General features: G+C 73.5%; 25 protein-coding genes and 1 tRNA gene. 11 read left to right on the plus strand and 15 right to left on the minus strand.

The window, feature by feature from the left end; all coding sequences use genetic code 11:
- The first annotated feature begins 91 nt into the window (after window positions 1-91).
- The 3 genes from OG618_RS17990 (at window position 92) to OG618_RS18000 (ending at window position 2,144) form a co-directional block, all read left to right on the plus strand.
- Window positions 92-568, plus strand: coding sequence for a phage holin family protein (locus OG618_RS17990; protein ID WP_329488513.1), 477 nt, complete (start codon window positions 92-94; stop codon window positions 566-568).
- Between the two features lie 171 nt (window positions 569-739).
- On the plus strand, window positions 740-1,804 hold the full coding sequence (locus OG618_RS17995; RefSeq protein ID WP_329488514.1) for an alpha/beta fold hydrolase: 1,065 nt from the start codon (window positions 740-742) through the stop codon (window positions 1,802-1,804).
- 130 nt (window positions 1,805-1,934) lie between these two features.
- Window positions 1,935-2,144 carry a hypothetical protein gene (locus OG618_RS18000; protein ID WP_329488515.1) on the plus strand — a complete coding sequence of 70 codons (210 nt, stop codon included), beginning with the start codon at window positions 1,935-1,937 and terminating at the stop codon, window positions 2,142-2,144.
- Window positions 2,145-2,280: 136 nt separating this feature from the next.
- Here the strand turns inward: OG618_RS18000 and OG618_RS18005 are convergent, their stop codons facing one another.
- From OG618_RS18005 to OG618_RS18030, 6 genes are all read right to left on the minus strand, one after another.
- The gene (locus OG618_RS18005; RefSeq protein ID WP_329488517.1) at window positions 2,281-2,982 is read right to left on the minus strand and encodes a metal-dependent hydrolase; all 702 of its coding nucleotides are present in this window, start codon (window positions 2,980-2,982) and stop codon (window positions 2,281-2,283) included.
- Between the two features lie 287 nt (window positions 2,983-3,269).
- Window positions 3,270-4,454: a MarP family serine protease gene (locus OG618_RS18010; RefSeq protein ID WP_329488518.1), complete on the minus strand. Its 1,185-nt coding sequence runs from the start codon at window positions 4,452-4,454 to the stop codon at window positions 3,270-3,272.
- Between the two features lie 46 nt (window positions 4,455-4,500).
- Window positions 4,501-5,271, minus strand: a complete 771-nt coding sequence (locus OG618_RS18015; protein ID WP_329488519.1) for an NUDIX hydrolase — start codon at window positions 5,269-5,271, stop codon at window positions 4,501-4,503.
- Complete coding sequence (nth, locus tag OG618_RS18020) at window positions 5,268-6,140, minus strand: endonuclease III (protein WP_329488520.1); 873 nt, start codon at window positions 6,138-6,140, stop codon at window positions 5,268-5,270. The genes OG618_RS18015 and nth overlap by 4 nt, the downstream gene beginning before the upstream one ends.
- A gap of 123 nt (window positions 6,141-6,263) precedes the next feature.
- On the minus strand, window positions 6,264-7,538 hold the full coding sequence (locus OG618_RS18025; RefSeq protein ID WP_329488521.1) for an MFS transporter: 1,275 nt from the start codon (window positions 7,536-7,538) through the stop codon (window positions 6,264-6,266).
- Between the two features lie 76 nt (window positions 7,539-7,614).
- Window positions 7,615-8,556, minus strand: coding sequence for a beta-ketoacyl-ACP synthase III (locus OG618_RS18030; RefSeq protein ID WP_329488523.1), 942 nt, complete (start codon window positions 8,554-8,556; stop codon window positions 7,615-7,617).
- Window positions 8,557-8,645: 89 nt separating this feature from the next.
- Between OG618_RS18030 and OG618_RS18035 the strand changes: the two genes are divergently transcribed.
- On the plus strand, window positions 8,646-9,311 hold the full coding sequence (locus tag OG618_RS18035) for a TetR/AcrR family transcriptional regulator (RefSeq protein WP_329488524.1): 666 nt from the start codon (window positions 8,646-8,648) through the stop codon (window positions 9,309-9,311).
- 58 nt (window positions 9,312-9,369) lie between these two features.
- Here the strand turns inward: OG618_RS18035 and OG618_RS18040 are convergent, their stop codons facing one another.
- Window positions 9,370-10,227, minus strand: a complete 858-nt coding sequence (locus tag OG618_RS18040) for an isocitrate lyase/PEP mutase family protein (RefSeq protein ID WP_329488525.1) — start codon at window positions 10,225-10,227, stop codon at window positions 9,370-9,372.
- Between the two features lie 471 nt (window positions 10,228-10,698).
- Here OG618_RS18040 and OG618_RS18045 point away from each other — a divergent pair, with 471 nt between their 5' ends.
- Window positions 10,699-11,373, plus strand: coding sequence for a Crp/Fnr family transcriptional regulator (locus OG618_RS18045; RefSeq protein ID WP_030392646.1), 675 nt, complete (start codon window positions 10,699-10,701; stop codon window positions 11,371-11,373).
- A 137-nt stretch (window positions 11,374-11,510) separates the two neighbouring features.
- Here OG618_RS18045 and OG618_RS18050 read toward each other — a convergent pair whose 3' ends face one another.
- The 5 genes from OG618_RS18050 to OG618_RS18070 all read right to left on the minus strand — a co-directional run bounded on the left by OG618_RS18050 (window position 11,511) and on the right by OG618_RS18070 (window position 14,191).
- Window positions 11,511-12,332, minus strand: a complete 822-nt coding sequence (locus OG618_RS18050; RefSeq protein WP_329488526.1) for an MBL fold metallo-hydrolase — start codon at window positions 12,330-12,332, stop codon at window positions 11,511-11,513.
- The gene (locus tag OG618_RS18055) at window positions 12,329-12,523 is read right to left on the minus strand and encodes a hypothetical protein (protein ID WP_329488527.1); all 195 of its coding nucleotides are present in this window, start codon (window positions 12,521-12,523) and stop codon (window positions 12,329-12,331) included. Before OG618_RS18055 ends, OG618_RS18050 begins: the two co-directional genes overlap by 4 nt.
- Window positions 12,524-12,641: 118 nt before the next feature.
- Window positions 12,642-13,508 (minus strand): NUDIX hydrolase, encoded by an 867-nt coding sequence (locus tag OG618_RS18060; RefSeq protein ID WP_329488528.1) that lies wholly within the window; start codon window positions 13,506-13,508, stop codon window positions 12,642-12,644.
- A 63-nt stretch (window positions 13,509-13,571) separates the two neighbouring features.
- Window positions 13,572-14,036, minus strand: coding sequence for a RidA family protein (locus OG618_RS18065; protein ID WP_329488529.1), 465 nt, complete (start codon window positions 14,034-14,036; stop codon window positions 13,572-13,574).
- Window positions 14,033-14,191 (minus strand): DUF4177 domain-containing protein, encoded by a 159-nt coding sequence (locus OG618_RS18070; protein WP_094743074.1) that lies wholly within the window; start codon window positions 14,189-14,191, stop codon window positions 14,033-14,035. The genes OG618_RS18065 and OG618_RS18070 overlap by 4 nt, the downstream gene beginning before the upstream one ends.
- Window positions 14,192-14,399: 208 nt before the next feature.
- Here OG618_RS18070 and OG618_RS18075 point away from each other — a divergent pair, with 208 nt between their 5' ends.
- A complete protein-coding gene (locus tag OG618_RS18075) occupies window positions 14,400-15,482 on the plus strand; it encodes an ArsA-related P-loop ATPase (protein WP_329488532.1) in 1,083 nt (360 codons plus the stop codon).
- A 167-nt stretch (window positions 15,483-15,649) separates the two neighbouring features.
- Window positions 15,650-16,777, plus strand: a complete 1,128-nt coding sequence (locus OG618_RS18080; protein ID WP_329492159.1) for an ArsA family ATPase — start codon at window positions 15,650-15,652, stop codon at window positions 16,775-16,777.
- 219 nt (window positions 16,778-16,996) lie between these two features.
- Here OG618_RS18080 and OG618_RS18085 read toward each other — a convergent pair whose 3' ends face one another.
- Window positions 16,997-17,320, minus strand: coding sequence for a WhiB family transcriptional regulator (locus OG618_RS18085; RefSeq protein ID WP_033333275.1), 324 nt, complete (start codon window positions 17,318-17,320; stop codon window positions 16,997-16,999).
- Window positions 17,321-17,842: 522 nt separating this feature from the next.
- Between OG618_RS18085 and OG618_RS18090 the strand changes: the two genes are divergently transcribed.
- Window positions 17,843-20,095, plus strand: a complete 2,253-nt coding sequence (locus OG618_RS18090; protein WP_329488534.1) for a transglycosylase domain-containing protein — start codon at window positions 17,843-17,845, stop codon at window positions 20,093-20,095.
- Window positions 20,096-20,350: 255 nt separating this feature from the next.
- Here OG618_RS18090 and OG618_RS18095 read toward each other — a convergent pair whose 3' ends face one another.
- Window positions 20,351-20,806 carry a GatB/YqeY domain-containing protein gene (locus OG618_RS18095; protein ID WP_329488535.1) on the minus strand — a complete coding sequence of 152 codons (456 nt, stop codon included), beginning with the start codon at window positions 20,804-20,806 and terminating at the stop codon, window positions 20,351-20,353.
- A gap of 129 nt (window positions 20,807-20,935) precedes the next feature.
- Between OG618_RS18095 and OG618_RS18100 the strand changes: the two genes are divergently transcribed.
- The 3 genes from OG618_RS18100 (at window position 20,936) to OG618_RS18110 (ending at window position 22,816) form a co-directional block, all read left to right on the plus strand.
- Window positions 20,936-21,568: a CGNR zinc finger domain-containing protein gene (locus OG618_RS18100; RefSeq protein WP_329488536.1), complete on the plus strand. Its 633-nt coding sequence runs from the start codon at window positions 20,936-20,938 to the stop codon at window positions 21,566-21,568.
- A 132-nt stretch (window positions 21,569-21,700) separates the two neighbouring features.
- Window positions 21,701-22,642, plus strand: a complete 942-nt coding sequence (locus OG618_RS18105; protein WP_329488537.1) for a metallophosphoesterase — start codon at window positions 21,701-21,703, stop codon at window positions 22,640-22,642.
- Between the two features lie 100 nt (window positions 22,643-22,742).
- Window positions 22,743-22,816, plus strand: a tRNA-Pro gene (locus OG618_RS18110).
- A gap of 118 nt (window positions 22,817-22,934) precedes the next feature.
- Here OG618_RS18110 and OG618_RS18115 read toward each other — a convergent pair.
- Entirely contained in the window at window positions 22,935-24,455 is a 1,521-nt protein-coding gene (locus tag OG618_RS18115) for a LacI family DNA-binding transcriptional regulator (RefSeq protein ID WP_329488538.1), read from the minus strand.
- Window positions 24,456-24,465 lie beyond the last annotated feature (10 nt).

Here is a 24,465-nt window from a genome sequence, read left to right on the forward strand (position 1 = left end):
CCGGAGCGGTCCCCGATGACGGCCCCCGGAACGACCGGGAGCCGCACCGCCCGGCGGCGTCGTGCCGCACAGCCGCAGAGGAGAACCGCTGATGCCCGCAGGAGCCGCAGACCCGTCCAGCAACGGCCGGGCGCCCTACGAGGGCGAGCGTTCGGTGGGGCAGCTGTTCGCGGCGGCCACCACCGACCTGTCCGCCCTGGTCCACGACGAGATCGCGCTCGCGAAAGCGGAGCTCCGTGCGGACGTCAAGCGCGGCGTCTCCGGGGGTGTGTCGCTGACGGTCGCCGGCGTGGTGGCGCTGGCCGCGGTGCCGATGCTGAGCGCGGCGGCGGCGTACGGGATCCACGCCCTGGGCCTCTCGCTCGGCTGGTCGTTCCTGATCGTGGCCGGCGCGTACCTGCTGCTGGCGCTGCTGCTCGGGCTGCTGGCGCTGCGTTCGTTCAAGCGGATCGAGAAGCCGCACCGCACCATCGAGGGCGCCCAGAAGACCGCGGACGTGCTCAAGAACGCCCGCCCCCGCCCGGCCACCCAGGAGGAGATCGACCGGGCCCTCGGCCGCATCCCGTAGGCGCCGACCGAAACGCCCCGCGCCCCCGGCCACCTCGCGCTCATCCACCCCGCGCCCGGTGGCCGGGGCGCGTCCGGTGCGGCCCGCTCCGGTCCCGTCCGGTGCGGTCGGGACGCCCCGGGAGCGAGTGCCGACCACGTACCCGGCGCGCCGATGTGACACGCTCTCGGTATGCCGCTCGACCAGAAGCCCGTGCCCGCGCAGCCGTCCGCCAGCTCCGGACCCGACCGCACGCCCGGTCAGGACGGCGTCGACCACGGTCAGGACGCCGCCGAGGAGGCGGTCGAGGCGCCAGGGGCGGGCGAGGACGGCCCCACCGGGGCCGTGCCAGCGGCGCCCTGGGACGTCCGGCAGGCGGGTCCGTGGAAGCACCGCGACCTGGCGGCCAACGGCGCCCGGTTCCACATCGCCGAGCTGGGCGAGGGCCCGCTGGTCCTGCTGGTGCACGGCTGGCCCGAGTACTGGTGGGCCTGGCGCCACCAGCTGACCGCGCTCGCCGAGGCCGGCTACCGGGCCGTCGCGCTGGACCTGCGGGGCATCGGCGGCAGCGACCGCACCCCCCGCGGCTACGACCCGGGCAACCTCGCGCTGGACATCACCGGCGTGATCCGCTCGCTCGGCGAGCGCCGGGCGCACCTGGTGGGCCACGCCTCCGGCGGCACGCTGTCCTGGGTGGCGGCGGTGATGCGGCCGTCGGTGATCCAGAGCCTCACCGTGGTCTCGGCCGCGCACCCCCGGGACCTCCGCCGGGCGCTGCTGACGGACCGCCGCCAGATGGCCGCCTTCGAGCACGTGCTGGGCTTCCAGCGGCCGTGGATACCGGAACGCCGCCTGGTCGCCGACGACGCCGCGCTGGTGGGCCGCTACCTGGACGCCTGGACGGGACCGAACCAGCTGGACCGGACGGCGGTGGCCGCGTACCGGCAGGCGATCCAGATCCCCAGCACCGCGCACTGCTCGATCGAGCCGTACCGCTGGCTGCTGCGGTCGATGGCCCGCCCGGACGGCATCCAGTTCGCCCGCCGGATGAAGAAGCCGATCACCGCGCCCACCCTGCACGTCCAGGGCGCCGCCGACCCGGTGCTGCTGTCGCACACCGCGCTGGGCGGCGGCGAGTACGTGGCCGCTCCGTACCGGTGGCGGCTGCTGCCCGGGATCGGGCACTTCCCGCACGAGGAGGCGCCGGAGCAGTTCACCGCCGAGCTGCTGGACTGGATCGGCCGCCACAAGGACTGAGAGCCTCCGCATCCGGACACGGAAGCGGAGCCCAACTCCCTTCATATTGCGCTCATATGACAAACGCATAGGCCATGTTGACGACACCCCGGGCGGTTATCCCGGCCGACCCAGGGGCATCCATTCCGGTATGACCTGGATGCCCGATCACGGCAGCGCTCCGCGCAGCCGACGCCACAACAGCTCGCAGAGGTCCGGCCACCGCCCCGACTGGGCGGACGACCTGGGTCACGACGGCACCGACCGCCGCCGGAGCACGGCGCAGCGGCAGCTCGGCATCCCGCGCATCCTCGGCCGCCGCGCCCGCTGGGTGGGCGCGCGGCTACGGCGCGAGAGCTGAGCCTCCGCGCCGGGGCGGCGCGAACGAGAACCGGGGCCGGACGCGGCCCGACCCTACCCGACAGTCCGAGCGACCGGCGACCCCGCGGCCGGTCCGGTTCAGCGACCGGACCGGCGCGGCGGTCGGCCCACCCGGGTCAGTTCACCCACGTCGGTGACACCGCGGTGAACCAGAGCAGCACGAAGGTCGCCACCGACATGATCGGCACCAACACCTTCGTCTCGACGCTGTTGCCGCTGCGCTTGATCAGCACCACCTCGTAGCGCTCCTTGTGCGGCCAGAGCAGCGGCGCGCCCTTCTTCGTCAGGCAGTCGCCCAGCAGGTGCGCCAGCGCGCCCAGCGCCACCGCGTACGGCAGCCAGCCGGGGGCGTTCGGCATCCAGCTGTTCATCCCGGCGGTGCCCAGCGCGGCGAGGCCGATGATGGTGATCCACGCCGTCGGGCCGTCGCCCGGCGGGTGCAGCCGCAGGGCGCGGATCGCGAGCGCCAGGAGGAAGAACGTCATGCCCAGGGTGAAGTTCCGGCCCAGGTAGGTGACGCCGGCCCAGGTGCCGCCCCCCATCAGCGCGACGAACAGCAGCGAGTGGGTGGCGTGCCGGTGTCCGCCGGAGATCCAGGCCACGAGGCGGCAGAGCAGCCGGGAGACCGGGCCGAGGAAGTTGGCGATCGTCCCGTCGTGGTGGTCGAGGTCCGGGAGCAGGGCGGCGCCGGCGCAGAGCGCCGTGCCCATCAGGATGTCCGCCGGCTGCAGGGTGGTGTCGAGCAGCAGCGGCGGCAGGAACGGTGCCGAGGCCGCGTACAGCATCGCCCCGCTGACCGCGTGCGAGTGACCCATCATCGGACGCCGCCGACCTCCGCTCGGCCCACCCCGGGACGGCACCCGGTTGAGCCGAACGGGTGAGCGCGGCCGACGCTACCAGCCGGGGCCGACGACGCGGCGGACATCGGACACACCGGTGGCCCACAGCCAGGTCGGGTCGGGCGGGTCGACCAAGTCGGGCGGGGCGGGCCGGCCGAGTCCGCGCGGCCAGGTCGGAGCGGCCGGATCGGATCGGCCAGGTCGGAGCGGCCGGATCGGAGCGGGCAGGTCCTGACCGGCCGACACGAGGGCGACGGCCGGCCGCGTCAGAGCGCGCAGCCCTGGGTGTCCACCCGGGTCGCCGCGGTGCTGCCCTTCTCGGCGTCCTCGCGCACCTCGGCCGCGGTCAGCACGTACCCGGTGTCCGCGCTGTCCAGCGACTTGGCGAAGACCACGCCGAAGACCTGGCCGTCCGGGGTGAGCAGCGGGCCGCCGCTGTTGCCCTGGCGGACCAGCGAGCGCACCGAGTAGACGTCGCGGACGACCTGGCCGCGGTGGTAGATGTCCGGGCCGTTGGCCTGGATCCGGCCGCGGATACGGGCCGGCTGGACGTTGAAGGCGCCGTTCTCGGGGAAGCCGGCCACGATCGCGTTGTCGTTGGTCTTCGCCTCGCCCGCGAAGGAGAGCGCGGGAGCGTTCAGCTTCGGCACGTCCAGGATCGCGATGTCGCGCTGCCAGTCGTAGCGGACGACGGTGGCGTCGTAGAGCTGGCCGACGCCGCCGATCTGCACGGTGGGCTCGTCGACCCCGCCGACCACGTGGGCGTTGGTCATCACCCGGTGCGGCGCGAACACGAAGCCGCTGCCCTCCAGGGTCTTGCTGCAGGCGGTGGCGGTGCCGACCACCTTGACCAGGCTCTGCTTGGCCTTGGCCACGGCCGGGCTGGCGGCCAGCGCCGGATCGGGGGTGTCGACCTGGGTGATCGGCTCGTGCTCGAAGGGGTTGAAGACCTGCGGGAAGCCGTTGCGGGCGAGCACCTTGGAGAAGTCGGAGAACCAGTTCGGCGCGTCCGAGGGCAGCGTGTCCTGGACGCCGCCGAGGATCGCCGAGGTGCGGACCTGCTTGGAGACCGTGGGCAGGGAGGTGCCGGCGAGCGCCGAGCCGATCAGCCAGGCCACCAGCAGCATCGAGATCACGTTGACCACCGCGCCGCCGGCGGCGTCCAGCGCCTTCGCCGGCCGGCGGTCGATGTGGCCGCGCAGCTTCCAGCCGAAGTGGGTGGTGACCGCCTGGCCGACCGCCGCGAGCACGATGACCACCACGACGGCCACCACCGAGGCGGTGGTGCCGGGGCTGAGGTGGTCGAGCAGCAGCGGGAGCAGCTGGACGGCGATCAGGCCGCCGCCGAGGAAGCCGAGGACCGACATCACGCCGACCACGAAGCCCTGCCGGTAGCCCGACACGGCGAATCCCACGGCGGCGGCGATCAGCAGCAGATCCAGGACGTTCACTCCGACACCCTCCCACGGCGGGCGCCGGGGCCACACAGTCGGGCGTTCACGTGGTCCTGGCGTCGCCGCTCAGCAGCGCACGGGAGCGGTCGCGGTCACCCTGCACCAGCGCCAGCGCCTCGTCCGAGAGGTCGACGATCCGGGTCTGGTCCCAGGGCAGCTCCAGGCCGCTGTGGTGCAGCACCCGGTCGATCACCCCGGCGGTGAAGCCCCAGACCAGCCGGCCGCCGACCGCGAAGGCCGGCCCCAGGTGTCCGGACGGGTGGCGCAGCCGGACCCGGTTGGCCGGGTCGGTCAGCTCGGCGATCGGCACCCGGAACACCGCGCCGGTCTCGCCCGCGTCCACCGGACGGACCGGTGACTCTTCGCGCCACCAGCCGAGCACGGGGGTGACCACGAAGCGGCTGACCGGGATGTAGAGGGCGGGCAGGACGGCGAAGACCTGCACCCCGGCCGGGTCCAGGCCGGTCTCCTCCCAGGCCTCCCGCAGCGCCGCCGCCACCGGGCCGGAGCCCTCGGGGTCGCCGTCCTCCGGGTCCAGCGCGCCCCCGGGGAAGGAGGGCTGCCCGGCGTGCGAGCGCAGCGACCGGGCCCGTTCGATCAGCAGCACGTCGGGGCCGGTCCCGCCCTCGCCGAAGAGCATCAGGACGGCCGCGGCGCGACCGCCCTCGGCGGGCGGCAGGAAGCGGCTCAGCTGCTCGGGCAGGACCCGCTCGGCGGCGTCCCGGACCGGCTCCAGCCAGGACGGCAGGCCGTCCCGCTCGATCCGTCCCGGCAGGGCCTGCCCGGGCCCCCGGTCGTGGCCGTGCGCCGTCACTCGGCCACCGCCAGGTCCGCGACCTTGCCCTGGTGGGCGACGGCGTCGGCCCGCGCCGCCGCCTCGCCCGGGTAGTCCGCGGGCGGCCTCAGCCGCTGGCCGGGGTGGCCGCCCATCTCGTACTTGAGCAGCTTCTTCGCCTTCTCCGGATCCGTCTCGCCCTCCCCGTAGGAGGGGCAGAGCGGCGCGATCGGGCAGGCCCCGCAGGCCGGCTTCTGGGAGTGGCAGATCCGCCGCCCGTGGAAGACCACCCGGTGCGAGAGCATCGTCCACTCCGACTTCGGGAAGATCTCCGCGACGGCCGCCTCGACCTTGACCGGATCCTCCTCCGCCGTCCACCCGAACCGCCGGGCCAGCCGCCCGAAGTGGGTGTCCACGGTGATCCCGGGCACGCCGAACGCGTTGCCGAGCACCACGTTCGCCGTCTTGCGCCCCACCCCGGGGAGGGTGACCAGGTCGGCCAGCCGGCCCGGGACCTCGCCGCCGAACTCGTCCCGCAGCGCGATCGAGAGCCCGATCAGCGACTTCGCCTTGTTGCGGAAGAACCCGGTCGGCCGGATGACCTCCTCCAGCTCCTCCGGCACCGCCGCCGCCATGTCCTCCGGCGTCGGGTACTTCGCGAACAGCGCGGGCGTCGTCTGGTTCACCCGCAGGTCCGTCGTCTGCGCCGACAGCACGGTGGCCACCAGCAGCTCGAACGGGTTGTCGAAGTCCAGCTCAGGGTGCGCGTAGGGGTACAGCTCCGCCAGTTCCCGGTTGATCCTCCGGGCCCGCCGCACCATCGCCAGCTGCGACTCCGGCTTCCTCGGCTTCACAGCCACCTTCACCGCCGGCTTGGCTGCGGCCTTCCGGACCTTGCTCTCTGCCATGCAGGAAGGCTACGCCGAACAGCCCTGACCCCGCGGGCGATCAGCCATCGACGCGGGGCCGCGGACGATCAGCCATCGACGCAGGGCCGCGGACGGTTCGGACGCCCCCTGCGCGGCGCCCGGTCAGGACGGCCCGCAGGGCTGGTCCGCCGGCGTGCGCGGCGCCGGCGACGCCGTGGGCGCGGGAGGCACCGCGGGCCCCGCCGGTGCGGCCGCCACGGCCGGTGCGGCGCGGCGGTCGCGGCGGGCGGGGGCGAGGGCGCCGAGCATCACCACGGCCGTCACGGCGAAGGCGGACGGGTAGCCCAGCGGACCGGCGAGGACGCCGAAGGCCACCGCGCCGACGCCCATCCCCGCGTCGAAGGCGACGTTCCACAACGCGGTGACGGCGCCGAAGCCGGCCTTGGAGACTCTCGCGTACATCATGGTCAGGGTGGCGTTCTGGGCCGCGCCGAAGCCGATGCCGAACACCGCCGCGCCGGCCACCACGGCGACCGCGCTGCCGGTCAGCGCGATCAGCAGGGTGCCCGCGGCGCAGAGCAGCAGCGCGGGCAGCACGAGCCGCTCCGGTCCGTGCCGGTCGCCGTACCGGCCCGCCGCCCAGCGGGCCGCCGTCGCCGAGGCCGGCTGGACGAACAGGGCCACCGCGGCGAGGCCCGCGGACCCGGCCGGGACGGCCAGCGGCAGGAAGGTCACGATGATCCCGGCGGCCAGCGCGGTGGCGCCGAAGACCACGGTCGGGCGGCGAAGCCCGGCCGACCGGAAGCCGGCCACCACCCCCACCGCCGGCTCGGCGGACGGTTCGCGGTCCGGCAGCCCGGGGACGGCGGCGATCGCGGCCAGCGCCACGGCGCCGGCGGTCACGGCCACCGGGGTGTACCCCACGTGGGCCGCCAGCCAGACGCCCAGCGGCAGGCCCAGCAGCGAGGGCACGCCCGAGACCACGCCGACCAGCGCCAGCCCCTCACCGCGCCGCTCGGCCGGGATCAGGGCCGCCGTCAGCGCGCCGCCGGCGACGATGGTGAAGGCGAAGCCCAGCCCGCGCACCAGGCAGACCGCCGTGATCCAGACGAGGCCGCCGTCGACGGCGGTCAGCACCAGCGCGGGCGCCCCGAGCAGCAACAGGCCGACCGCCAGCACCGAGCGGTAGCCGAAGCGGACCACCAGCCGGGGCGTGGCCAGTTCGCCCAGGACGGTCGTCAGCATCAGCGCGCCGGTCGCGAGCCCGGCCGCGTTGCCGCCCCCGGTGGACTCCTCGGCGTAGAGCGGGACGACGGAGAGCAGCAGGTTGAACCCGGTCGAAGCGCCGAGGATCGACACGAAGCGCAGCAGCAGCGGCCGGGTGACCAGCCGGGGGCGGGTGCCGGGCGCGGTCCGGGAGGGTGCCGTCGAGGTCATATGACGGACCGTAGGCCCGAACCGGCCCGTTCGTAAGATCCGTATCGGCCGCTCCGGACGGCCGCCACCATCGCGGTCAGGGGCAGCCGACGACCTGGCCGGCCCAGGAGAGGCCGCCGCCGAAACCGAGCAGCAGGGTGGGGGTGCCCGCGGGCACCTCGCCGCGCTCGACCAGCTTGGACAGCGCGAGCGGGACGGAGGCGGCCGAGGTGTTGCCGGACTCGACGACGTCGCGGGCGACCACCGCGCCGGGCACGCCGAGCCGGTCCACCACCGCCTCGATGATGCGCAGGTTGGCCTGGTGGGTGACCACCGCGCCGAGGTCCGCGGGGGTGATCCCGGCCCGCCGGCAGGCCTCCTCGGCGATCGGGGCCAGCGCGGTGGTGGCCCAGCGGTAGACGGTCTGGCCCTCCTGACGGAACTTCGGCTGCCAGCCGTCGTCCAGCCGGACGGCGTGGCCCCGGGTCGGGTCGGAGCCCCAGACCACCGGCCCGACGCCCCGACCGGTCGGATCGTGGCTGAGGACCGCCGCACCGGCGCCGTCGCCGAGCAGGACGCAGCTGGAGCGGTCCGTCCAGTCGGTGACGTCGCTCATCCGCTCGGCGCCGATCACCAGTGCGTGCCGGGCGGCCCCGGCCCGGACGGCGTGGTCGGCGGTGGCCAGCGCGGTGCAGAAGCCCGCGCAGCCGTTGTTGACGTCGAAGCCGACGGCCGAGGGGATGCCCAGCCGGCCGGCGACCTGGGTGGCGATGCTCGGGCAGCGGTCCCTGGCCGAGCAGGTGGCGACCACCACCATGTCGATCTCCTCCGGCGCCAGGCCCGCCGAGGCGAGGGCCTTGCCGGCGGCGGCGGAGGCGAGGTCGGTGACGGACTCCGTGTCGGCGATGCGCCGGGTGACGATGCCGGTGCGCTGCCGGATCCATGCGTCGCTGGTGTCGACCAGTTGGGCGAGGTCGTCGTTGGTGAGGACTCGGGCGGGCTGGTGGTGGCCCAGGGCCGCGATCCGGGATCCCGACATGTCTGCTCCTCCGTGAGGGGGTGTCACGCCGGGACTATAGCGTCCGAACGATCGGACTCTAAAGGCCCGGGGCTGGCTACACTGGCCCGGTGAGCCCGAGAAGATCCGTCGCCGACGCCCGCCGGACCCGCACCGCGATCCTGCGCCGGGGGCTGGACCTCGCCTCGGTCGAGGGCCTGGAGGGGCTGACCATCGGCCGACTCGCCACCGACCTGTCGATGAGCAAGTCCGGCGTCCTCGGCCACTTCGGCACCAAGGAGACCCTGCAGCTCGCCGTGGTCGACGAGGCCGTCGCCCTGTTCGTCCGCGAGGTGGTGCAGCGCGCGGCGGCCGCCGGCGCGGAGCCCGGGCTGCCGCGGCTGCTCGTCCAGTGCGAGGCCTGGGTCTCCTACCTGGAGCGCGACCTGCTGCCCGGCGGGTGCTTCTTCACCGCCGTGACCTCCGAGTTCGACGACCGGGAGCGCGGGCCGGTCCGGTCGGCGGTGGCCGCCCGGAACGCCGTCTGGCAGCGCGAGCTGCGCCGGCAGACCGAGCTGGCGATCGCCGCCGGTCAGCTGCCCGCCGAGCCGGACGCCGAGCAGGTGGTCTTCGAACTGACCGGGCAGGTCCTGGCGCTCAACCACGCCCGCCGGCTCTACCGGGACGCGGCCGCGGCCGCCCGCACCCGGCGGGCGATGCAGCGCCTGCTCGGGCTGCCCGCCGCGGTCGACGGGCCGCCCGAGCTGGCCCCGCTCCCGGAGCCGGACGACCACTGAGGCCGCCCGGCCCGGGCCACCGGCACCTCCCCTGTGCGTGCCGGTGAGCTCCTGCCGGTCAGCGCCGGTACAGCGCGTCCAGCTCCCCGTAGCCCAGCGCGCCGGGCGCCCCGGTCACGGCGCCCGTACCGAGCAGTTCGGCGGCGGCGCGGTGGGCGGCGCTGTACGCGGCCTCGGCCAGCCCGGTGCCGACGCTGATCCGCCGGACGCCGGTGGCGGCGAGCTCGGCGACCGTCGGCCCGCCCGGCCCCGTCATCGCGTTCACCGGCAGCGGGGACGCGGCGCAGAGCCGGGCCAGCACGTCGAGGTCCAGCAGGCCGGGGACGAAGAGGCCGTCCGCACCCGCCCGCGCGTACGCCGCCGCGCGAACCAGCACCTCGTCCAGCCGGCCCTCCTCCGGGCCGATCCCGAACAGGAAGACGTCCGTCCGGGCGTTGACCAGCAGCTCGGGCAGGCCCGCCGCCGCGGCCGCCGCCCGGGCGGCGGCCAGCCGCGCGGCCTGCTCGGCCACCGGGAAGAGCGGGCCGCCGGCCGCCGCCGAGTCCTCCAGGTTGATCCCGGCCGCGCTGGCCCCGACCAGCGCCCGCACCGTTTCGGCCACCTCGGCGGGGGCCGCCCCGTAGCCGCCCTCGGCGTCGACCGTGACCGGCAGGTCGACGACGGAGGCGATCCGGCGGGCGGCCTCGGCCATGTCCGCCCGGCCGAGCTGCTGGCCGTCGCCGCGACCGAGCGACCAGGAGACGCCGCCGCTGGTGGTGGCGATCGCCGCGGCTCCGGCGGAGGCGATCACGGCGGCGCTGCCGGCGTCCCAGGCGTTCGGCAGGACGAGCACCCCGTCGGCCACGAGCGCCCGCAGCCGCAGGGCCCGCTCGCGAAGCTCGGGGGTGGGGGTGCCGGTGGACTGGGAGGCGGACATACGGGGTCACCGTCTTTCGGGCCGTGGACTCGTGGACTCATGGACTCATGGACTTGTCAGGACCGGATCCTGCGCCCCCGGCCGCCCGCGCTCCACTGATTAAGCCGGAGCCGAATCCTGGCGGCCCGCGACCGCCCCGACCTCCTCATGGACCTCGGCGCCCCCGTCCCGGGCGTCCCCGCGCACCGGACCGCGCGCGTCCCGGCTGACCTGCGAACACCGCGAGAACACCGCGCCGGACCCGGACACCGGCCGCACGCGTCGCCGGCACCGCCCGCCACGCCGCTCCGCGCGCCCGCACGAGCCGCCCGCAGGCCGCTCCGGCGGTACGAATGGCCCCGCGCAGCACACCTCGGCGCACCCCCTCCTCATATGATCGGAGCGACATGCGCCATGCTTGGTGATGCAGAGCACTGTACGGAACTTGCGCCGACCGGCTTGATCGCCGGGCGGCCGAGAAGGAGGAAGCACGTGGACGACGTTCTGCGGCGCGCCGCACTCTTCGCGGCACTCGACGACGAACAGGCCGGCGAGCTGCGCGCTTCCATGACCGAGGTGACCCTCGCCCGCGGTGAGTCGCTGTTCCACGAGGGCGACCCGGGCGACCGGCTGTACGTCGTCGCCGAGGGCAAGGTCAAGCTGCACCGCGCCTCGCCGGACGGCCGCGAGAACATGCTCGCCGTCCTCGGCCCCAGCGAGATGATCGGCGAACTGTCGCTCTTCGACCCGGGCCCGCGCACCGCCACCGCGAGCGCGCTGACCGAGGTCAAGCTGCTGGGCCTCGGCCACGGCGACCTCCAGCCCTGGCTGCACGCCCGCCCCGAGGTCTCGATCGCGCTCCTGCGCGCCATCGCCCGCCGGCTGCGCCGGACCAACGACGTGATGTCCGACCTGGTCTTCTCCGACGTGCCCGGGCGCGTCGCCAAGGCCCTGCTGGACCTCTCGCGCCGCTTCGGCGTGCAGTCCGACGAAGGCATCCACGTCGCCCACGACCTCACCCAGGAGGAGCTGGCCCAGCTGGTCGGCGCCTCCCGCGAGACGGTCAACAAGGCGCTCGCCGACTTCGCCGGCCGCGGCTGGCTGAAGCTGGAGGCCCGCGCCGTGGTCCTGATGGACGTCGAGCGGCTCTCCCGCCGCTCGCGCTGACCCGGCCGGCCGGAGCTCCGCTCCGGCCCGCCCGGCGCGCCGTCGGTCCCACCGACGACGAGGGCCCGTCCACCGATGCGGTGGACGGGCCCTCGCGCGTGTCCGGTGCGGCTCCGGGCGGTCGGCCCGGCCGGCGGTCAGATCAGCCCGTGGTCCTCCAGGTACTGGAGCTGGGCCCGGACCGACAGCTCGGCCGCGGGCCAGAGCGCGCGGTCCACGTCCGCGTAGACCCGGGCCACCACCTCGTCCGCCGTCCGGCAGCCGGCCTCGACCGCGGTCTCCACCTGGGCGAGCCGCCCGGCCCGGTGCGCCAGGTAGTACTCGACGGCGCCGAGCGCGTCCGCGAGCACCGGCCCGTGGCCGGGCAGCACCGTGCGCACGCCGTGCTCGGTCGCCATGTTCTGCAGGTGGCGCAGCGAGTCCAGGTAGTCGCCGAGCCTGCCGTCGGGGTGGGCCACCATCGTGGTGCCCCGGCCGAGGACGGTGTCGCCGGTGAGGACCGCGCCGTCGGCCGGCAGGTGGAAGGTCAGCGAGTCCGAGGTGTGCCCGGGGGTGGCGACCACCCGCAGGTCGAGGCCGCCGATCTCCAGCCGCTGGCCGTGCGTCAGGCCCTCGGAGCCGAGCCGGTACGCCGGGTCCAGGGCGCGGACGTCGGTACCGGTCAGCTCGGCGAACCGCGCGGCGCCCTCGGAGTGGTCGGCGTGGCCGTGGGTGAGCAGGGTGAGCGCGACGCGCTTGCCCTGCTGCTCGACGGTGTCGATCACCCGGCGCAGGTGCCCCTCGTGCAGCGGGCCCGGGTCGACGACCACCGCGAGGTCCGAGCCGGGCTCGGAGAGCAGCCAGGTGTTGGTGCCGTCCAGCGTCATCGGCGACGGGTTGGGCGCCAGCACGCAGACTGCCCGGGGGGTGGCCTCGCCGCCGATGCCGGCGGCGGGGTCACCCGGGAGGATTCCGCTCACCGGCCGCTCCCGCCGAGTCGGCCGCCCTCGCAGGTCCGCTCGAGCACGCGTCCGGGCAGTGTCCGGACGAGGGCGCGCAGCCCCGGTATGCCGTCGTCGACGAGCGCGCCCTCGCAGGCGAGCGGGCGGGGGGTCAGGCTGCGGGCGGGCATCTCGCGCGCCGTCCGGCGAGCCACGTCGTTGTGGGTCATCGGGCGTCGATCCTTCCTCGGGCGGTGTCGGTTCATCGGATGTATCGGTTCATCGGCTCGGAGGGTCGGGAGGCCGGGGATCCGGGGGCCGGGCCCCGGGTGCCCCGAGTCCGGGACATCAGCGGTCTTCGGGAAAGTCTCCATCGATGGTCAGCTCTTCATACCCCGACCATCGAACCGTCATTCGATCCCCCCGGACCTCGGCGGTGCCGAGGATCGGCTGCAGCGAACGCCCCGCCGCGGCCTCCAGCGCCTGCGCGGCGCTGCGCACCGGCAGCAGCTCCCGCAGCACGGTCACGGTGGGCGGCAGCATCCCGAACACGCCGTCCTCGTGGCCCCGGACGGCCTCGGCCGGAGAGAGCCAGGCGACCCGGTCGGCCTCGCCGACCTCCAGCGCGGCCCGCTGACCGGGCGGCAGGGCCGCGACGAAGAACCAGGTGTCGTACCGGCGCTCCTCGAACGCCGGGGTGACCCAGCGGGCCCAGCCGGCCAGCAGGTCGCTGCGGAGCAGCAGGCCGTGCTCACGGAGGAAGTCGGCGAAGGAGAACTCGTGGGCCTCCAGGGCGGCGCGCTCCGCGCTCCAGTCCCGGGGTTCGGCGGTGCTGTCGGCGTCCGGGCCGGCCAGCAGGACGCCAGCCTCCTCGAAGGTCTCACGGACGGCGGCGCAGACCACCGCCTGCGCGGTCCGGGCGTCCACACCGAGCCGCTCGGCCCACTCCTGCGGGCCGGGCCCGGCCCAGCCGAGCTCGGCCTCGGCGTCGCGCGGGTCCACCCCGCCACCTGGATAGGCGTACATGCCCGCCGCGAACGCCATCGAGCTGCGCCTGCGCAGCAGATAGGCCTCCGGCCCGGTCGCCGTGTCCCTCAGCAGCACCACGGTGGCGGAGGGCCGGGGCTCCGGCGGGATCACCTCGCCGGACTCGACCGCCCGGATCCGGGCAGGCCAGCCGGGCGGCATCGGGAGCGTCGTTGCTCGCTGGTCCATGCCCGGATGCTAAGCGCACGAGGGCGGGGTTGGACAGGGCCGACCCCACCCTCGTGATCGGTCTCAGGCCTTGACCCGGACCTGCAGCTCGACCTCGACCGGGGCGTCCAGCGGCAGGACGGTGACGCCGACCGCGCTGCGGGCGTGCACACCGGCCTCGCCGAGCACCTGGCCGAGCAGCTCGCTGGCGCCGTTGATGACGCCGGGCTGGCCGGTGAAGTCGGCGGCGGAGGCGACGAAGCCGACCACCTTCACGACCCGCTCGATCAGGTCCAGGTCACCGACCACCGACTTCACCGCGGCCAGCGCGTTGAGCGCGCAGATCTGCGCGAGCTCCTTGGCCTCCTCCGGGGTGACCTCGGCGCCGACCTTGCCGGTGGTCGGCAGCTTGCCGCCCACCATCGGCAGCTGGCCGGAGGTGAAGACGAACTCGCCCGAGCGCAGGGCCGGCACGTAGGCGGCGACCGGCGCGGCCACCGGCGGCAGGGTCAGACCGAGCTCGGCGAGCTTCTCCTCGACCTTGCTCATGCGTTCTTCTCCCGCTTGAAGTAGGCCACCAGCTGCTCCGGGTTCGGGCCGGGCACGACCTGGACGAGCTCCCAGCCGTCCTCGCCGAAGTTGTCCAGGATCTGCTTGGTGGCGTGCACGAGCAGGGGCGCCGTCATGTATTCCCACTTGGTCATGGCCAGACTCTAGACGAGCGGCGGGGGCGAACGGGGCGGCCTGCGGACCGGCGTGTGAGGTGGCCCACAATCCGGGCATGATTCAGGCCCGGCCTCCCCGATGCTCCCGGCATCCGGCGCGGTCCCTGGTTACCCTCGCGGGAGGGCACCTGCGCGGTGGCGGCCCTCGGAACGGCCCTCGGCCCTCGGAGACGGACGGAGACGGAGCGTGGCACGCACCCCCGGCCAGGCGGCCCGGCGTGATCCCGACTGGGAGGGCGTCCGGCTGCACGTGGTCAGCGGCAAGGGCGGCACCGGGAAGACCAGCCTCGCCGCGGCGTTGGCGCTGGCCCTCGCGGCCGAGGGGCGGCGGACGCTGCTGATCGAAGTGGAGGGCCGGCAGGGGATCGCCGAACTGTTCGGGATCGCCGCACTGCCGTACGAGGAACGCCGGATCGCGTCCGTCACGCGCGCCCAGCTGGGGCTGCCCGGCAGGGGCGGCGCCGGGTCCGGCAGCGGCGAGGTGTACGCGCTGGCCATCGACACCGAGCAGGCGCTGCTGGAGTACCTCGACATGTTCTACAAGCTCGGACGGGCCGGGAAGGCGCTCCAGAAGGTCGGCTTCGTCGACTTCGCCACCACCGTCGCCCCCGGCGTCCGGGACGTGCTGCTCACCGGCAAGGCCTGCGAGGCGGCCCGGCGCAAGGCACCGGACGGGCGCCGCACGTACGACGCGGTGGTGATGGACGCGCCGCCGACCGGCCGGCTCACCCGCTTCCTGAACGTGAACTCCGAGGTGGCCGGACTGGCCCGGTTCGGGCCGATCCACACCCAGGCACAGGCCGTGATGCGAGTGCTGAAGTCGCCGGAGACCGCAGTGCACCTGGTCACCCTGCTGGAGGAGATGCCGGTGCAGGAGACCGTGGACGGCTTCACCGAGCTGCGCGAGGCCGGCCTCCCGGTCGGCGGGGTGATGGTGAACATGGTCCGGCCGCCGGTGCTGGACGCGGCGGCCGTGGCCGCGGTGGACGGGGACCACCGCGAGGAGGTCGCGCTGGCCCTCGGCGAGGCGGGCCTCGGCGGGCGCTCGCGCAAGCCGGAGACCGTCCGGGCGGCGGTCGACCCGCTGCTCGACCCGCTGCTGGAACAGGCCCGGGAGCACGCCGAGCGGGTGGAGCTGGAGCGCGAGCAGCGCGCCGACCTGCAGCAGCTGAAGCTCCCGAGCTACGAACTCCCGCTGCTGGGCGAGGGTGTGGACCTCGCCGGGCTGTACCGGCTGGCGGGCGAACTGAAGCGTCAGGGGGCGGCGTGAGCGGGAACGGGAGTGCGAGCGGGATTGCTGGCGGGAGTGCTAGCGGGAACGGGAGTGCGAGCGGCGGTGCGAGCGGGAACGGTGGGCAGGACGGGCAGGGCGTGGGTGACAAGCACGGCGCGGGCAGCGGGCAGGACACCGGCACCGAGCGGGGCAGCCACCTCGACATGGACCGGCTGATCGACGACCCGGGGACCAGGATCATCGTCTGCTGCGGCTCGGGCGGCGTCGGCAAGACCACCACCGCCGCGGCGCTCGGACTGCGGGCGGCCGAGCGCGGCCGCAAGGTCGTCGTACTGACCATCGACCCGGCCCGCCGGCTGGCCCAGTCGATGGGCCTGACCGAGCTCGACAACACCCCCCGCGTCGTCAAGGGCGTCACGGGCGAGGGCGAGCTCCAGGCCATGATGCTCGACATGAAGCGGACCTTCGACGAGGTCGTGCTGGCCCACGCCGAGCCCGAGCGGGCCCGGGCGATCATGGAGAACCCGTTCTACCAGTCCCTGTCGGCCGGCTTCGCGGGTACGCAGGAGTACATGGCGATGGAGAAGCTCGGCCAGCTCCGCGCTGCCGAGGAGTGGGACCTCATCATCGTCGACACCCCGCCGTCCCGCTCCGCGCTGGACTTCCTGGACGCGCCGAACCGGCTCGGGTCCTTCCTCGACGGCAAGGTGATCCGGATCCTGACCGCCCCGGCCAAGGTCGGCGGACGCAGCGCGATGAAGTTCCTCAACGTCGGGATGGGCCTGCTCACCGGCACCCTGGGCAAGATCTTCGGCGCCCAGCTGCTGACCGACGTACAGACCTTCGTCAGTGCGATGGACTCGATGTTCGGCGGCTTCCGCGAGCGCGCCGACCGGACGTACCAGCTGCTCAAGGCGCCGGGGACGGCGTTCCTGGTGGTGGCCGCGCCGGAGCGGGACGCGCTGCGCGAGGCGGCCTACTTCGTCGACCGGCTGGCCGCCGACCGGATGCCGCTGGCCGGGCTGGTCCTCAACCGGGTGCACCGCACGGGCGCCCCGCAGCTCACCGCCGAACGTGCGCTGGCGGCGGCCGAGGCCCTGGAGGAGAACGGCTCGGAGCACACGTCACCCGAGGCGGAGCTGCTCGCGGCCGGACTGCTGCGGCTGCACGCCGAGCGGATGCAGATCATGTCGCGGGAGCGCCGCACCCGTGACCGCTTCGTCTCGGTCTACCCGGACGTGCCGATCGTCGAGGTCGCCGCGCTGCCCGGGGACGTGCACGACCTGGACGGGCTGCGCGCGATCGGCGACCGCCTCAGCGGCGCCGTGTAGCGCTCCGGCACCGGCCCCCGCGACGCCGCTCCCCCGTGGCGTCGCTCCCGGACCGTTGCCGTCCAGCTCGTGAACCGCCGTCGGGTGGCTGTCGCGCCCGTCGGCTCCGTGACCTGCCGGCCCCCGTGGGGCGCCGGCGCCGTACCCGGCCGTGCGGGCCGCTCAGCACCGTGCTGGCCGCTCAGCGCCGGGTGGGCCGCTCAGCACCAGGCAGGTCGCTCAGCCCGCCTGGGCGTAGTCCGTCAGTATCACACCGGTGGCGAGGGACTCCTCGTACTCGGTGCGGGCCGTCTCCAGCAGCCGCCGCCACGACATCACGGTCGGCCGCCGGCGCAGCAGCGCCCGCCGCTCGCGCTCCGTCATCCCGCCCCAGACCCCGAACTCCACCCGGTTGTCCAGTGCGTCCGCCAGGCACTCCGTGCGAACGGGACACCCGCTGCACACCGCCTTGGCGCGGTTCTGCGCCGCCCCCTGGACGAACAGTTCGTCCGGATCACTAGTGCGGCAGGCGGCCTGCGCACTCCAGTCGTCTACCCAGCCCATGCCGGCGCCGTCCTCTCCCGAATCGAGGCTCCCCCACGGCGGCAACGGCATATTCACCGTTGCCAGTTGAGGACGTTACGGAAGAACGACAGCTTGCAACAGCCCCTTCGGGCTCAATCTCGAATGACCCGATCGGACTATGGGTATCGGTCAGCTCACTCGTTGGAGTGATCGCAGGTCGCAAGCCTTGCCAAGAAACCCGGGGGAACTCTCGCCACGCGAGCCGTTACGGAGAGCCACCAAAAGGAGGTGGACAGCTGCCAACAGCTGCCTCAAAAACCGGCCAGAGAGGGGCAATTCGGGCAATCCTCATCACTCACAAGAGTGAGTGACGTTGACGCACCGAAGCTGTCGCAAGCTTGTGACAAGCCTAGGCGAACACCTGCCCCTATGTACGGGATTCGGCGACGTAGGGTTCTCCCCATGGCACCGAAGCGCCCCCAGGCACCCCAGCCCCCAGGCAACCCCGGAGCTCCGAGCGGCCGGCGCCGCGGGTCACCGCTCGACTTCGCGGGACACGGAGTGAAGTTCCTGGGCGTCAGCGTGCTCTCCGGAGTACTGCTGGCCGGCATGGCCCTGCCCGCCGTCGGCGCGCTCGGGCTGACCGCCAAGAGCACGGCGGAGAGCTTCGACGACATCCCCGACGACTTCAAGACCCCGCCGCTGACGCAGGCCACGCAGATCTTCGACGCCAAGGGCGGGCTGATCGCCAAGGTCTACGAGCGCGACCGCACGGTCCTCACGGCGGACCAGATGTCCCCCTACATGCGCCAGGCGCAGGTCGACATCGAGGACGCGCGCTTCTACGAGCACGGCGCCGTCGACCTCAAGGGCGTGCTGCGCGCGGTCAGCAAGAACGCGGAGAGCGGCACCGCCTCCCAGGGCGCCTCGACGCTGACCCAGCAGTACGTGAAGAACGTCAACGTGGAGAAGGCCGGCGACGACCAGGCCGCCGTCCTGGACGCGCAGCGCAAGACGCTCGGGCGCAAGGTCCAGGAGCTGAAGGTCGCGATCAAGTTGGAGGAGGACCTGACCAAGGACCAGATCCTCACCAACTACCTCAACATCACCTTCTACGGCCACCAGGCCTACGGGGTCGAGGCCGCGGCCCAGCGCTACTTCAGCAAGAACAACAAGGACCTCACCGTCGCCGAGGCCGCCACGCTGGCCGGCATGGTGCAGAACCCGTCGCAGTACGACCCGGTGCGCTACCCCGAGAACACGGTGAAGCGCCGGAACGTGGTGCTCGACAAGATGGTCGAGAACAAGCACCTCACCGCGGACCAGGCCAAGGAGGCCAAGGCCGCGCCGCTGGGTCTGAAGTACAAGGACCCGCAGAACGGCTGCATCACCGCCCAGGCGGGCATGGGCTTCTTCTGCGACTACGTCCGGCACGTGGTCAAGCAGGACCCGGCGTTCGGCAAGAGCGTCGCGGACCGGAAGAAGTTCTGGGACCAGGGCGGACTGAACATCTACACCACCCTGGACCCGGACAAGCAGGCCGCCGCCCAGAACGCGGTGACCTCCAAGGTCAAGGTCACCGACTCGGTGTCGGCCGCCGCGACCATGATGGAGCCGGGCAGCGGCAAGATCCTGGCGATGGCCCAGACCCGCCCCTACGGCCTGGACCCCAACAAGAACCAGACCGTCGTCAACCTCAACGTCGACGCGGCGATGGGCGGCGGCAACGGCTTCCAGACCGGATCGACCTTCAAGCCGATCCTGGCCGCGGCCGCGCTGGAGTCGGGGATGTCCCCCACCCAGCCGTTCCCGTCCGAGAACAAGATCGACTACCCGTCGATGTCCACCTGCGCGGGCACCTGGAAGAACACCGACAAGCCCAAGGCGACGGTGAAGAACGAGTCCACCTCCGAGGTAGGCCCGTACGAGCTCAAGCAGGCCATGGCACTGTCGGTGAACACCTACTTCGTGCAGATGGAGCAGCAGGTCGGCCTCTGCGCGATGAAGCAGATGGCCAACAAGCTCGGCATCACCCAGTCCGCGAAGGGCGACGCGTTCCAGGAGGTGCCCTCGATGGTCCTCGGCACCCAGGAGCTCTCGCCGCTGACCATGGCGAACGTCTACGCGACCTTCGCCGCGCGCGGCAAGTACTGCACCCCGATCGCGATCAACAAGATCAGCACGGTCGACGGGAAGGACGTCAAGGTCCCGCAGTCCACCTGCAGCCAGGCCTTCTCCGAGCAGACCGCGGACGCCCTCAACACCGTCCTGCTCAACGTGACCGAGAAGGGCACCGCGGCCGCCCTCGGCCTGGAGGACGGCCGCCAGATCGCCGGCAAGACCGGTACCACCGACGAGAAGAAGGCCGCCTGGTTCAGCGGCTACACCCCGTCCCTCGCCACCTCGGTCTGGCTCGGCGGCCCGGCCGGCGGCGTGAAGATGAAGAACATCACCATCGGCGGCAAGTACTTCCCCGAGGTCTTCGGCGCCGACGGCCCCGGCCCGATCTGGCAGCTGGCGATGAACCAGGCGCTCAAGGGCTCGCCGAAGGACCAGATCCAGACCATCAACATCCCGGACCCGGCGCCCAAGCCCGACCCGAACGCGACCGCGCCGGCCACGCCGCCGGCGGGCGACGCCGCCGCGGCCGGTGGCGGCACCCCGGGCGGGAACCCCGGCGGCCAGCCGGGCGGCAACCCCGGCGGCGCCACCAACGCCGGCGGGATGATCGGCGGCGGCTTCACCTTCCCGCCGGGGATCATCGGCGGCGGGAACGGCAATGGCAACGGGAACGGGAACGGCGGCCGGCACTGACCGGCCCGCACTGACCGGCCCGCACTGACCGGCCGACAGCCTGGGACACCGAGAGGGGCGCCCTCCGAGCGATCTGCTCGGAGGGCGCCCCTCTTGTTGGTGCGGGTGGTGCGGCGGCGTCTTCGCGCGGCGCGTCCGTGCGGCGCGTCGCGGGGGCCGTGTCCGTGCGGCGCGTGCGCCGTGTCGCCGGCGCCCGCCCGGCCGGTCGGCCGTCGGGGCCGTCGAGGCCGTCGAGGCCGTCAGCCGGTGAGGCCGTCAGCCGGTGAGCGCGGCCTTGACCGCGGCGGCGACGCGGCCGCCCTCGGCCAGGCCGTCCACCTTCGGCTTCACCAGCTTCATCACGGCGCCCATGCCCTGCGGGCCGGTCGCGCCGCTCTCCGCGACGGCGGCGGCCACGATCGCCGTCAGCTCCTCGTCGGACAGCTGCTTGGGCAGGTACCCCGCCAGCAACTCCCCCTCGGCCCGCTCCCGCGCGGCCTGCTCCGTCCGGTCGGCGGCGTCGAACGCCTCGGCCGCCTCCCGGCGCTTCTTCGCCTCGCGAGCCAGCACCTTCAGCACCTCGGCGTCCGAGAGCTCCCGCTTCTCCTTGCCGGCCACCTCCTCGCTGGTGATGGCGGAGAGCGTCAGCCGGATGGTGGCCGAGCGCAGCTCGTCCCGGTCCCGGATCGCGGCCGTGAGGTCCTGGTGCAACTGCTCCTTGAGCGTGGTCATGGCCCAGAGTCTCCCACCTGCGGCGATCGGCTGCCCGCCATTAACGCCGGAGCATCGGCGGTGGAGCGCGCACGGGCCGCGGTCGCGGGAGACTCCTCGCACCTCATGGTAACTCTTTATAGTGGTTACATGACTGACGAACGGGCGACCGGACTGGTGCTGCACACTCCCGGAGGTGCGCGCTACCTCTTCGACCCCGGCGCGCTCTGCCTGGAGCTCCTCACCACCGGCGGCCCGGGCGACTACGCCCGGTACGAGGTGCTGCACCGCCCCGAGGACCTCACCCGGTGGCTGGAGCTGTCCCGGCTGGAACTCCCCGAGGAGGGCGTCCGCGTCGACGTGGGGCAGCTGACCGCCACCCGGACCCTGCGGGACGCGCTCTGGCGCCTCGCGGCGGCCCGGGCACACGGCGAGGCGGGCGCCGGGGCGGACTACGCCGTACTCAACCGCGCCGCCGCCCACCCGCCGCTCGTCCCGCAGATCGGCCCGGACGGCGCGGCCGCCGCCCCGCTGCCGGCCGACGGCGACCAGGTCCTCTCCGCCCTCGCCCGTGACGCCATCACCCTGCTCACCGGCCCCTACGCGGACCGGGTCCGGGAGTGCGGCGGCCACAACTGCCGCCTGATCTTCGTCGACACCTCGCGGCCCGGCCGACGGCGCTGGTGCTCGATGGAGCACTGCGGCAACCTGCACAAGGTCCGCGCCCTCCGGGCCCGACGCGACGAGGCCGAGCGGACGGACCCCGCCACCGGGTCGGCCTGACCGGCCGGGGCCGACCGGGGCGGCGGCACGGTCCGGCGCAGGTGGCGGCACGGGCATTCGGACCACAGCGGCGTGTCCTCCCCGGCCCACCGGACGTTCACCGGCTGATCCACCGTCTGAGAGCATGGAGCGATGCGACCGCTGTACTCCGTCCCCCTCGGAATCGCCGCCACCGGCGCCGCCTGCCTCGCCTACTCCGCCGGGTACGAGGTCCGTTCCTTCCGGCTCCGCCGGGTCGAGGTCCCCGTCCTGCCCAAGGGCGCCCGCCCCCTCCGGGTACTGCAGGTCTCGGACATCCACATGGTGAGCGGCCAGGGCAAGAAGCAGCGCTGGCTGCAGAGCCTCGCCGGACTCCGGCCCGACCTGGTGGTCAACACCGGCGACAACCTCTCCGACCCGCTCGGCGTCCCCGCCACGCTCGACGCGCTCGGGCCACTGATGGACTTCCCCGGGGTCTACGTCTTCGGCTCGAACGACTACTACGGCCCGGCCCGCAAGAACCCGGCCCGCTACCTCCAGGCGATGCGCAGCGGCGCCCACGGGATGAACAACCCCGACGGCACCGCGCGGCGCGGCATCACCGGCGCCGTGCACAACCCGTGGGAGAAGCTGCGCGACGGCTTCGACGCGGCCGGCTGGCTCGACCTCACCAACACCCGCGGCCGGCTGAACATCGGCGGCCTCGACCTCGAGTTCACCGGCCTGGACGACCCGCACATCCGCCGCGACCGCTACAGCGAGGTCACCGGCGGCCCGTCCGCCGACGCCGACCTCTCGCTGGGCATCGTGCACGCGCCCTACCTGCGCGTCCTGGACGCCTTCACCGCCGACCGCTACCCGCTGATCCTGGCCGGCCACACCCACGGCGGCCAGCTCTGCGTCCCCTTCTACGGCGCCCTGGTCACCAACTGCGACATCGACTCCAAGCGGGTCAAGGGCCTCTCCACCCACCAGGCCGGCGGCCGCCGCGCCTTCCTCCACGTCTCGGCCGGCTGCGGCACCAACCGCTACACCCCCGTCCGCTTCGCCTGCCCGCCCGAGGCCACCCTCCTCACCCTCACCCCCTCCCGCTGACCTGCGGCGGAGCCCCCCGGGGAATCGGATTTCGTCTCTCGGCAAGCGTCCGGTAGAGTTCTACTCGTTGCGAAGGAGACGGAGCAACAAACCGCAGGACCGGGGTGTGGCGCAGCTTGGTAGCGCGCTTCGTTCGGGACGAAGAGGCCGTGGGTTCAAATCCCGCCACCCCGACCCAGTAAGACCAGCTCAGGGCCGGTCTCCCGCAAGGGAGACCGGCCCTGACTGGCTTTCCGGGGTCTCTCTGGAGAAATCCTGGAGAAGATCTTGGAATCCGTCTCCAGAACTGCGCCTACTGGCGGCCCCTCAGCAGAGCGTCCAGCGCAGCCACCGGCGAGCCGGATCCCATCGCCCGGCGCTTCTCCAACGCCTCCTCCCACATCTCAGTGAGCGCGGCCATGAGCGACTTCCGCATCCCCGAAGTGATGTGGTCGTAGCGGGCCTGCACCGAACCGTCCTCGTGCCCCATCCGCTCGTCCATGAGCTTCGGTGGCGTCCCCGCTTCCCGCATCAGGGTCTTGTGCGTGTGCCGCAGCCCGTGCGGCGTCAGCCCCGGCGCGATCGGCAGCCAGCACATTTCCGATCGCCCCGCCGCTCCGCGCCCGCGCGCCGGAATGCCCGGCCACGGGTCGGCGACCAGCGGCACCGGGTGGGCATCGTGTCGGCCTCGCCTGGGGTAGACGCCCGTGGCCGCCGGCTGGAACAGCCACGTGGCGAACCCCGAGCGCCGCCAGTGCGCCGCCAGCTCCCCCGACGCCGCGTTTCGGACGTAGCCGAGTTCGGAGATGGCCGCCAACACCTTGAGCCGGGTCGGGTCCGCCACGGCATGGGGGCGGTTGAGCACGTTGGAGACCGTGCCGGTCGAGACCCCGGAGCGGCGGGCAACATCGACAAGCTTCGCCCCCGGGCGGCTCGCGGACCCGTTGGCGGCGCCGTGGCCGCTGAAGGCGTAGGTCAGACCGTGGCACCCGCAGGGCTTCGGCCGGGCGCGGGCGATGTGCCCGGCGACCAGTGCGCCGAGGAACCCGGGGCTGTCGATGTCCCGGTAGGAGTCATCCTTGGGCGGGCAACGGTGCAGCTCCCCCGAGTCCAGCTCGTAAAGCTGCCACTCGATCCGGATGCCCTTGGCCCGGACGAACTCAGTCTCAAGGCCGACGATCTCGCCCCAGCGCATGCCCGTGTAGCCCTTGAGGACGAGCGCGACGAACTCGTCGTCCCGGCCGGACAGCAGCGCGGCCCGCTCCGCGAGCAGCAGGATCCCCAGTGCCGTGGTGACCACCTTCTCCGGCCCCCGGTTGCGGGCACGGCCGGCCCGCTTGCCCCGGCCGCGCCGCTTGGTCGCCGGATTGGAGTCCCGCAGACCCTCTTCCACCGCGTCGGCGAGGATCAGATGCAGTGTCGCCCGCCACGTCTTGACGCTGGTCGCCGCATACGGAACCGCCCGTTCGCGCTTCTCCCACGCCGCGATGTCCGTCTTCAGGATGTCCGCAATCGCGACGTCCTCGAACGCGGGGAGCAGGTGCTCCTCAATGTGCCGCCGGTAGTTCTGCATGGTCGAGGCCGCCAGATCCTGGGCTTCGTACCAGCGGCTGGCGTAGGCCCCGAAGGTGATCCGCTCCGGTTTCGGCTCCAGTGCCGCCGCCTTCAGCCCCGCAAGCAGCTTCGCTTCCTCGGCATCAGCGGCCTTCTTCGCGGCGGCCTTGGTACGGAAGCGGATGGCGTCGCCGCTGTCGTCGCGCACCGTGGAGTACTTCCCGGGCGCGGCCTTGTACCGGCCCCGCCAGTAGGTCCCGAGGTTCTCGGCGTATCCCAACTTGCTCTCC

It is taken from the genome of Kitasatospora sp. NBC_01246, assembly GCF_036226505.1.
GTDB lineage: Bacteria > Actinomycetota > Actinomycetes > Streptomycetales > Streptomycetaceae > Kitasatospora.